The sequence below is a fragment of the Nocardioides sp. genome, from assembly GCF_030655615.1.
GTDB lineage: Bacteria > Actinomycetota > Actinomycetes > Propionibacteriales > Nocardioidaceae > Nocardioides.
The window spans coordinates 1-8967 of sequence record NZ_JAURVJ010000210.1 but is presented as its reverse complement, the minus strand read 5'-3'; the positions used below and the strand labels follow the sequence as shown (position 1 = coordinate 8967).

Below are 8967 nucleotides of genomic sequence, written 5' to 3'. Positions count from 1 at the left end.
GCACCGGGCGGCCGCTGGCCGAGATGGCGGTGCTGTTCCGCATCAACGCCCAGTCCGAGGCCTACGAGGAGGCGTTGACCGCAGCGTCGATCCCCTACGTCATCCGCGGCGCCGCCCGCTTCTTCGACCGGCCCGAGGTCCGCGAGGCCGTCACCCGCATCCGCGGCGCGGCGCGCGGGGGCGTGAGCGCCGCCGACGGCGACACCTGGGTCGATCTGGTCCGCGACACGCTCGCCGGCATGGGCTGGACCCCCGACCCGCCCGAGGCCCGCGGCCAGACCCGCGACCGCTGGGAGTCCTGGCAGGCCCTGGTCAGCCAGGCCGAGAGCCACGCCGGTGAGGGCGCGACCCACGACCTGACCTCGTTCGTCGACGACCTCGACCGTCGTGCCGCCGAGCAGCACGCTCCCGTGGCCGAGGGCGTCACCCTGGCGACGTTCCACGCCGCCAAGGGCCTCGAGTGGGACTCCGTCTTCCTGGTCGGCCTCCAGGACGGCACGCTCCCGATCACCTACGCCCAGACCCCCGAGGCCATCGAGGAGGAGCGGCGCCTCCTCTACGTCGGCATGACCCGCGCCCGCCTCGACCTCTGCCTGTCGTGGGCGCAGGCCCGCAACCCGGGCCAGGCCGCCCGCCGCAAGCCGTCGCGCTTCCTCGACCCGCTGCTGCCCGACGCCGACCGCGCGCCCGCCCGGGCCAAGGGCGCCCGCGGCACCCGCACCTGCGTCGAGTGCGGCAAGCCGCTGGCGGGCTCCGACAAGACCCGGCGCCGGTGCGCCGAATGCCCGACGCCCTACGACGAGGCGCTCTTCGAGCGACTACGGGGCTGGCGCCTCGAGCGGGCCCGGGCCGAGGAGATCGCGCCGTTCATGGTCTTCAGCAACGCGACCCTCGAGGCCGTCGCCGAGCGCCGGCCCCAGTCGTCCCAGGCGCTGCTCGCGATCAGTGGGATCGGCCCCGACAAGCTCGACAAGTACGGCAACGACGTGCTCGCGATGCTGGCCGCAGAAGATTCTTGAAAATAAGTCATAAAATGGTTTGCCCCTTACAAAGGGCACCGCGTACCGTTCCCGTCAACAACCAAGTCCGCGCACCAGGGCACTGACACCGCCCGCGCCAGAAGATCCGAAGGAGGTGACCCCCGTGGAGATCACCAAGAACATCCAGACGCCGACCGCTCTCAGCATCCCGAGCAGCGTTCGACCCGCGTCCGGTTTTGGCATGCCCAACGGTGGCCAGTCCTGCTTCGGCGTCCTCGCCGACACGCGCACCTCGTGGATCCGCACCACCGGTCTCATGACCGAGGGCACGGATGCTCGCACCCGCAAGGACCTGGCTGCCAAGGGACACGTGGCTCTCGTTGCCTACGTCCCGGGTTACCTCGCCTGGAGTCCGCCGATCTGTTGACACCAACAGCTCAGCAGCCTCCAGGCCGCGGAACCCGATCACCGGGTTCCGCGGCCTTTCTGTTTCCCAGATGCATCCAGCTCCCCACAGGAAGCCAGGAGATGACCACCCAGCACCACCCCGCACGACCCAGCACCACCCCAACCGCGATCAACGAAAGAGGTGACACGATGACTACCAGCATCCTCCAGCGCAGCGACGGCAAGCTGGTCGAGTTCCAGGCCACTTCTGGCCCCAGCCTCGGCAGCCTGCACGACGAGGCCGGCAAGGTCGACGAGACCCTGCTTCCCTGCCGCTCGGGCGTCAACGACCCCGAGCTCTGGTTCGCCGAGCTCCCGGCCGACGTCGAGTACGCGAAGGCCCTCTGCCAGGCCTGCCCGGTCCGGCAGCTCTGCCTCGGCGGCGCTCTCGAGCGGCACGAGCCGTGGGGCGTGTGGGGCGGTGAGCTGTTCCTCCAGGGAACGGTCATCCCCCGCAAGCGGCCCCGGGGCCGGCCCCGCAAGGACGCCGTCGCATGAGCCAGATGCTCATGAGCGGCACCAGCACCACCACCCAGACCACCGAACCGAATCGGAGCACCACCATGAACACCATGCACGAAGACCTGGCCCGCGCGCAGATGAGCGCGCGCCTGGGAGAGGCGCGTCAGCGGCGTACGGGCCACCAGCTCGTCCGCGCCCGGCGCTTGAGCCGCAAGGCCGAGCGCGCCGCGCAGCAGGCTCGCCTCGCCCTCGCTCGCGCTCTGTAGGACTCCCGGAGACCGTCAACCTCCGGAACACCCTCTGATCGCGGGTGAACTCAGCACCACCACAGGTACGAACCGACCGGGAAGCCGGGTCCGACACACGTCGGGCCCGGCTCTCCTGGTTCTACGATGGGTCGGATGACCCTGACCTGCGACTTCTGCGGGCGGCAGGCCGAGGAGGCCGACACGCTCGCGTGGACCACCAGCGTCGAGAACAAGCGCCTCAAGCGCTACTGCGTCACCTGCTCGCGCGAGCACCTGCGGGCGATGGAGGGCAAGCTCGACGCCGAGTTCTGGTGAGGCGCCCTCGCCCTCTCTCCTTCTCTAGCAAGGCATGACGTCCCAGGCGCAGCCGCAGTGCGGGTGCCGCTGCCAGGTGCGCACCACGGGTGCGGGCCCGTCGAGGTCGACCGTGGCCGACCAGGTGAGCGGCCGCCCGCCCGCGACGTAGGCCGCCGCCTCGCGCGCCGCCCACGCCAGTCCGACCGCCACCAGGGCCGGGTCGAGCGGCGCGGTCGGGAGCGCCGCCAGCTGCTCGACCACGAGCGTACGACGGGGGTCGAGGTCGGCCTCGGCGGCGTCGACGCACCGCTGGCAGGCCGTGACACCGGGCTCGACGAGCGGTCCGAGCCGGAGGCTGCCCGGGCGCCCGGTGCCGGCGAGCAGCAGGTGGGGCGCCCCCTCGGACAGCCAGTCGTCGAGGTCGGCGCGGGCCACGGGGCCGGCACTGCCGACGACGTAGAGGTCGGGCGGCGCCGCAGCGGTCGCCGCCGTGACACCGCGCCGGCGAAGCAGGTCGGCCATCGGGCCGAGACCGAGGTCGAGGTCGACGAGGGCGACGGTGCCCGACGCAGGCGCCTGACGGCCGGCCACCACGAGGAGGCCGGCCTCGTCGAGCGCGCCGAGCAGCGCCGCCTCGGACGCGGTGGGCTCAGGCGTGGGCCAGCCGCGGCGCAGCGCGTCGAGCAGCCCGAGCAGGTCGGGGTCGCGCCGCACGATCACCCGGGCCGGCGGGTCGAGGCCGACCTGGACGTGGTCGTCGTCGCGTGGCACCACGTGCACCCCCGGCGCGAGCCGAGCCGCAGCTGCCGCCGTCGCCGCTGACGCCTCCCGAGTCATCCCGTGACCCTGGCACGGATCCCGTCCTGCCCGCTGGCGTCATCCACAGGCCCGGAAAGGACGCCGACCCGTCGCGTGGACGCGACGGGTCGACCTCGGTGCTGCGGGTGCTGCGGGTGCTGCGGGTGCTGCGCGGATCAGGCCTTGCCGAGGATCCGGTTGAGGTTGGTGCTGCAGACGGGGCACACGGCCTTCGCCATGCGGGTGCCCTTGTCGTTGACCTTCACCTCACCCTCGGCCTCGCGCTTCTCCTTGCACTTCACGCAGTAGAACTCACCGCTCCAGGTCTCCGCCATGATGGCCTCCTTGCCCTCGGTCTGTCTGGGTATCGTGATCGGGTTAGCCACGGCGGGGGACGTCAGGGAAGCCCGCCCGGGGCTCCGCGTCGCCGCTGAGCCGCTTGCGACCCTACGGCACGCCTGCCGGTGCCGGCGGAAGGCGCACGGTGCGCCGTTATCGTGCCTGCCATGCCCGAACTCGCCCACCTCCGCCTCGAACGCCCCTCCGACGGGGTCGCGCTCCTCGTGCTCGACAACCCGGAGCAGCGCAACGCCATGTCACCCGAGATGACCGCGTCGTGGGTCGCGGCGGTCGACGAGCTCGCTGCCGACCGCTCGGTGCGCGCCGTCGTGGTCACCGGCGAGGGCAAGGCGTTCTGCTCCGGCGGCGACACGACCTGGATCGCGAGCGAGCCCGACGCCGGTGTCGACCGGCTGCGCCAGCGGATGCTGCCGTTCTACCGCGCCTGGCTGTCGGTGCGGCGCCTCGAGGTGCCGACCATCGCCGCGATCAACGGCGCCGCGATCGGGGCGGGGCTGTGCCTGCCGCTCGCGCTCGACCTCCGCCTCGCGGCCCGCGGCGCCAAGCTCGGCGTGCCCTTCGTCAAGCTCGGCATGCACCCCGGCATGGCCGGGACCTACCTGCTGCCCGAGGTGGTGGGGGAGTCCGCCGCCCGCGACCTGCTGCTCACCGGACGCCTGGTCGACGCCGACGAGGCCCTCGGTCTCGGCCTGGTCTCGCGGGTCGTCGAGCCCGACGCGCTGCTCGACACGGCGCTCGAGACGGCGGCCGGGATCGCTGCGACCGCGCCGATCGCCAGCCGGCTGACCACCCTGGCCCTGCGGCAGCGGCACGCCACCATGGAGGCCGCGCTGCAGTGGGAGGCGATGGCGCAGCCGATCACGCTGGCCACCAGCGACCTGCAGGAGGGCATCCGGGCGGCCCGGGCGAAGCGGGCGCCGCAGTTCGAGGACCGCTGACCAGCCGGCCCGCCGACAGCAGGCGGCCCCCGGACCGGCTCCCGACACTCGCCTTCCCCTTGCGAGTGTCGCTCGCCGGCCCGAGGGCCATCTGACGGCCCAACCTAGAGAGGTGCGGGGCGGGGGTCAACGCCCGGCCGCCACGCCTGTGGACAAGCCTGTGGACAAGCCTGTGGAGAAAGCCCAGAACCCTACCGAGGACCGGGCTCTGGCTGTGGAGGTCGTGTGGAGGACCGACGCCCGCGGGCGTCGTACGCTGCTCTGACCTGCGACGACGTTCGTCCACCGGCTGTGGAGAGAAGAAAAACAGTGCCTGACAACCCCGAGAGCTATGACGCCGGCCCCGTGGCCGCGCTGCGCCGGATCGCGTTCCTGCTCGAGCGCGGCCGCGAGGACACCTACAAGGTCAAGGCGTTCCGGGGGGCCGCGGCGGCGATCCTGCCCCTCGGCGACGACGCGGTCGCCCGGGCGGTCGAGGACGGCACCCTCGTCGACCTGCCCGGGGTGGGGGCGAGCACGGCCAAGGTGATCGCGGCGGCGGTGCGCGGCGAGACACCGGACCGGCTGGCCCAGCTCGAGGCGACGTACGCCGGTCCGCTCACCTCGGGCGGGGCCGAGCTGCGCGCGGCGCTGCGGGGCGACTGCCACTCCCACTCCGACTGGAGCGACGGCGGCTCACCGATCGAGGAGATGGCGATGACGGCGATCGAGCTCGGCCACGACTACCTGGTGCTGACCGACCACTCGCCGCGCCTCAAGGTCGCGCGGGGGCTCAGCGTCGAGCGTCTGCGGCGCCAGCTCGGCGTGGTCGAGGCCGTCAACGAGCACCTCGGCGGCGACGGGCCCGACGGCTTCACGCTGCTCAAGGGCATCGAGGTCGACATCCTCGACGACGGCTCGCTCGACCAGACCGACGAGATGCTCGAGCGCCTCGACGTGCGGGTCGCCAGCGTGCACTCCAAGCTGGCGATGGACGCCGGGCCGATGACGAGACGGATGATCGGCGCGGTCCGCGACCGGCACACCAACGTGCTCGGGCACTGCACCGGGCGGATGGTGACGGGGAGCCGCGGCACCCGCAAGCAGTCGACGTTCGACGCGCGGGCGGTCTTCGAGGCCTGCGTGGAGAACGACGTGGCCGTCGAGATCAACTCGCGGCCGGAGCGGTGCGACCCGCCCGACGACCTGCTGGCCCTGGCCCGCGACGCGGGCTGCGTCTTCTCGATCGACTCCGACGCCCACGCCCCCGGCCAGCTCGACTTCCTGGTGCTCGGCTGCGAGCGCGCCGAGGACGCCGGCATCGAGGCCGACCGGATCGTCAACACGTGGCCCCAGGACCGGCTCCTGGAGTGGGCGCGCAAGTAGGTTGGCGTCCATGGCCACCGCCGACGTCGAGGTACGCCGCTCCAAGCGGCGTCGCCGCACGGTGTCGGCCTACCGCGACGGCGAGCGGATCGTGGTGCTGATCCCGGCGTCGTTCAGCCAGGCCGACGAGGCCGAGTGGGTCGAGACGATGGTGGCCCGGATCGAGCGGTCCGAGAAGAAGGCGCAGCTCACCGACGCCGACCTCCTCGAGCGCGCGGAGGCGCTGAGCGACCGCTACCTCGGCGGGCTCGCGTCGCCCGGGTCGGTGCGCTGGGTCGGCAACCAGAACACGCGGTGGGGCTCCTGCACGCCCGTCGACCGGACGATCCGGCTGTCCGAGCGGCTCCAGGCGATGCCGGGCTGGGTGGTCGACTACGTGATCGTGCACGAGCTCGCGCACCTGATCGAGCCAGGGCACGACGCGAGCTTCTGGGCGTGGGTCGACCGCTACCCGCAGTCGGAGCGGGCCAAGGGCTACCTGCTGGGCTGGTCGGCCGCTGCCCAGATCACGCCGCCGTCGGAGTTCGAGCCCGCCGACAGCGACTGAACGGCCGCGTCGACCAACGGACGCAGGTCGTCGGCCGGCAGCGCGTCGACCGGCCACCAGCGCACGTCGAGCGACTCCTCGCTCACCAGCGGTACGACGCCAGGCGCGGCGACCGCGACGAACCGCACGTCGAGGTGGTGCACGAGCGTCCCGCCGGCCGGTCCGCAGAACGGCACGGCATGCTCGTCGAGGTGCACCGGCAGCGGGCGGACCTCGAGGTCGGCGAGGCCGGACTCCTCGGTCGCCTCGCGCAGCGCGGCCCCGGCCAGCGTGGTGTCCTCGGCCTCGGGGTGGCCGCCGAACTGGAACCACTGGCGCGCCTTGGCGTGCAGGGTGAGCAGCACGTGGGTGCCGTCGTGGGAGAGGACCAGCGTGCTGGCCGTGACGTGGTCGGGCCGGCAGTCACGCGTCATCCCGTCGGGGTGCGCCTCGAGGTGCGCGACGTAGCGGTCTCGGAGCCTGGCCTGCTCCCCGTCACCGGCGCCCGGCGGCACCCACGCCCGCAGGGTCGCGAGCGCGTCGGCGTGGAGTGCGGTCACTCCCCGTCGGGCTTCTTGGCGAGCGGGTCCTCGGGCGCCTCGGGCTCGTCACCGTCGAGCAGCTTGCGCAGCTCGGCGTCGAAGTCGTCCTCGCTCAGCGACTCGGGCGCCGCCGCCTCCTCGCGGAAGCCCAGCGGGTCGTCGAGGTCGGCCGAGGTCGGCAGCAGGTCGGGGTGGAGCCAGACGCCGTCGCGGGCCTCGGTGCCCTGCCGGGTGCGCAGCGACGCCCACAGGGTCGACGCCTCGCGCAGCCGCCGCGGCCGCAGCTCCAGGCCGACCAGCGCGGCGAAGGTCTGCTCGGCGGGTCCGCCGGCGGCCCGGCGGCGGCGTACGGCTTCCTGGAGCTTGGCGGCGGCCGGCATCCGCTCGACGGTGGCCTGGCCGACCACCTCGTCGACCCAGCCCTCGACGAGCGCGAGCGCGATCTCGAGACGCTCGAGCGCGGCCGACTGGGCGGGGGAGCGGGGCAGGTCGAAGAGCCCGCCCTCGACCAGCTGCTTCATCGACTCGGGGTTGGTCGGGTCGATGCCGCTGAGCTGCTCCTCGACCCGACGCTGCAGGCTCTCGGCGTTGATCTCGAGGCCGCGGGCGTAGTCGGTGACGGCGCCGATCAGGTGGTCGCGCAGCCACGGGACGTGGCTGAACAGCCGGTGGTGGGCGGCCTCGCGCAGCGCGAGGTAGAGGACGACGTCGTCCTCGCTGACGTCGAGGCCCTCGGCGAACGCCGACACGTTGGCGGTCACCAGGGCGGCCCTGCCGCGCGGGGCGAGCGGCAGGCCGACGTCGGAGCCGGTGAGGACCTCGCCGGCCAGCTCGCCCACGCCGGAGCCGACCTGGGTCGCGAGCATCGCCCCGACGGCCTTGCCGAGGATGCCGAGCAGCGGAGCGGCCTGCGCCTGTGCCTCGGCGGGCAGGGCACCGCTGAGGCCGTTGACCGACTGCTCGGCGACGGGCTCGATGAGGACCTTCCACACGTCGAGGGTGCCGACGATCCACTCGGCGCGGCTCCAGGCCGCGGTCGAGGTGACGCCCGAGGGGAACTCGGTGGCCTCGTCGAGCCAGTGGTCGGCCAGGCGCAGCGCGTCGGCGACGGCGTCGGACTGCTTGGCGGTGGCGGACGGGTCGGGGTGCTGCGCGACCTGCTTGCGGGCGATGTCGACGGCGACGTCCCAGTTGAGGGCGCCGTCGTAGGGCTGCATCAGCGACTGGATCTGCCCGAACAGGGCGCCCAGGTCGGGCATCCCGGGACCGCCCGGGCTGCCGAGCCCACCCAGGCCCAGCTTGCTGAAGTCGAGGCCGCTGCCCGAGAACAGCTGCTCGAACGGCGTCCCCTTGAACGGGTTGGGCTGCTCGTCGTCGGGCTGGTCACTCATGCCTCCACGGTACGCCGCACGCCTAGGGTGTGGCGGTGACCTCCAGCACCGTGCGTCTCGTCGAGATCCGTGACACCCCGCTCGTCGTCGACGACGTCCTGGCCAGCCTCGACGAGGACGTCGACGGCGGCGTGACCCTCTTCGTCGGCAAGGTCCGCGACCACGACGGCGGGCGCGCGGTCAGCGGCCTCGACTACACGGCCCACCCGAGCGCCCTCGCCCGGCTGCAGGAGGTGTGCGAGCTCGTCGCTGCGCGCCACGACGTGCACGGGGTCTCGGCCATCCACCGGGTCGGCCGGCTGGCCATCGGCGACCTCGCGGTGGTCGTCGGTACGTCGGCCGCGCACCGCGGCACCGCGTTCGAGGCCTCGCGCGACCTGATCGACACGCTCAAGGACGAGGTGCCGATCTGGAAGCACCAGGTCTTCGCCGACGGCTCCGACGAGTGGGTCGGCACGCCGTAGGGCGTGTCTCCCGAGGCGGGGCCCGCGCCGACCTACCCTCGAGGGATGGTCCTGCTCTGGCTCGTGCCCACCGTCGTCGTGACGGTCGTCGCGATGCTCTGGGTGTCGTGGGCCGGCCGCGAGGGCCGCGGCGAGGTCGACCGCGAGGT

General features: G+C 73.0%; 13 protein-coding genes. 9 read left to right on the top strand and 4 right to left on the bottom strand.

Translation table 11 applies throughout. The features are described 5' to 3' along the window. The 5 genes from Q7T52_RS18340 to Q7T52_RS18320 form a co-directional block, all read left to right on the top strand. A partial coding sequence (locus tag Q7T52_RS18340) for an ATP-dependent DNA helicase UvrD2 (RefSeq protein WP_304804994.1) occupies window positions 1–1019 on the top strand: 1019 nt, incomplete at its 5' end. A 124-nt stretch (window positions 1020–1143) separates the two neighbouring features. After that, window positions 1144–1407, top strand: a complete 264-nt coding sequence (locus Q7T52_RS18335) for a hypothetical protein (protein ID WP_304804993.1) — start codon at window positions 1144–1146, stop codon at window positions 1405–1407. Between the two features lie 170 nt (window positions 1408–1577). After that, window positions 1578–1925, top strand: coding sequence for a WhiB family transcriptional regulator (locus Q7T52_RS18330; RefSeq protein WP_304804992.1), 348 nt, complete (start codon window positions 1578–1580; stop codon window positions 1923–1925). Continuing rightward, on the top strand, window positions 1922–2155 hold the full coding sequence (locus Q7T52_RS18325) for a hypothetical protein (RefSeq protein ID WP_304804991.1): 234 nt from the start codon (window positions 1922–1924) through the stop codon (window positions 2153–2155). The genes Q7T52_RS18330 and Q7T52_RS18325 overlap by 4 nt, the downstream gene beginning before the upstream one ends. A 135-nt stretch (window positions 2156–2290) precedes the next feature. Beyond that, entirely contained in the window at window positions 2291–2452 is a 162-nt protein-coding gene (locus tag Q7T52_RS18320; RefSeq protein WP_304804990.1) for a hypothetical protein, read from the top strand. A 24-nt stretch (window positions 2453–2476) separates the two neighbouring features. On the opposite strand, the gene Q7T52_RS18315 is transcribed toward Q7T52_RS18320, so the two are convergent. Next, window positions 2477–3271, bottom strand: a complete 795-nt coding sequence (locus Q7T52_RS18315; protein ID WP_304804989.1) for a hypothetical protein — start codon at window positions 3269–3271, stop codon at window positions 2477–2479. Between the two features lie 137 nt (window positions 3272–3408). After that, complete coding sequence (locus Q7T52_RS18310; protein ID WP_091115022.1) at window positions 3409–3567, bottom strand: DUF5679 domain-containing protein; 159 nt, start codon at window positions 3565–3567, stop codon at window positions 3409–3411. Window positions 3568–3738: 171 nt separating this feature from the next. Between Q7T52_RS18310 and Q7T52_RS18305 the strand changes: the two genes are divergently transcribed. From Q7T52_RS18305 to Q7T52_RS18295, 3 genes are all read left to right on the top strand, one after another. Then, complete coding sequence (locus Q7T52_RS18305; RefSeq protein WP_304804988.1) at window positions 3739–4530, top strand: enoyl-CoA hydratase/isomerase family protein; 792 nt, start codon at window positions 3739–3741, stop codon at window positions 4528–4530. A 309-nt stretch (window positions 4531–4839) separates the two neighbouring features. Continuing rightward, window positions 4840–5895: a PHP domain-containing protein gene (locus tag Q7T52_RS18300; protein WP_304804987.1), complete on the top strand. Its 1056-nt coding sequence runs from the start codon at window positions 4840–4842 to the stop codon at window positions 5893–5895. A gap of 10 nt (window positions 5896–5905) precedes the next feature. Continuing rightward, complete coding sequence (locus Q7T52_RS18295; protein ID WP_304804986.1) at window positions 5906–6442, top strand: M48 family metallopeptidase; 537 nt, start codon at window positions 5906–5908, stop codon at window positions 6440–6442. Here the strand turns inward: Q7T52_RS18295 and Q7T52_RS18290 are convergent. Both Q7T52_RS18290 and Q7T52_RS18285 read right to left on the bottom strand, forming a co-directional pair. Next, window positions 6370–6981 (bottom strand): NUDIX hydrolase, encoded by a 612-nt coding sequence (locus tag Q7T52_RS18290; RefSeq protein WP_304804985.1) that lies wholly within the window; start codon window positions 6979–6981, stop codon window positions 6370–6372. The genes Q7T52_RS18295 and Q7T52_RS18290 overlap by 73 nt on opposite strands. Continuing rightward, window positions 6978–8354, bottom strand: a complete 1377-nt coding sequence (locus Q7T52_RS18285) for a zinc-dependent metalloprotease (protein WP_304804984.1) — start codon at window positions 8352–8354, stop codon at window positions 6978–6980. The genes Q7T52_RS18290 and Q7T52_RS18285 overlap by 4 nt, the downstream gene beginning before the upstream one ends. Window positions 8355–8389: 35 nt before the next feature. Here Q7T52_RS18285 and Q7T52_RS18280 point away from each other — a divergent pair, with 35 nt between their 5' ends. Next, window positions 8390–8818: a molybdenum cofactor biosynthesis protein MoaE gene (locus tag Q7T52_RS18280; RefSeq protein ID WP_304804983.1), complete on the top strand. Its 429-nt coding sequence runs from the start codon at window positions 8390–8392 to the stop codon at window positions 8816–8818. Window positions 8819–8967: the final 149 nt, after the last annotated feature.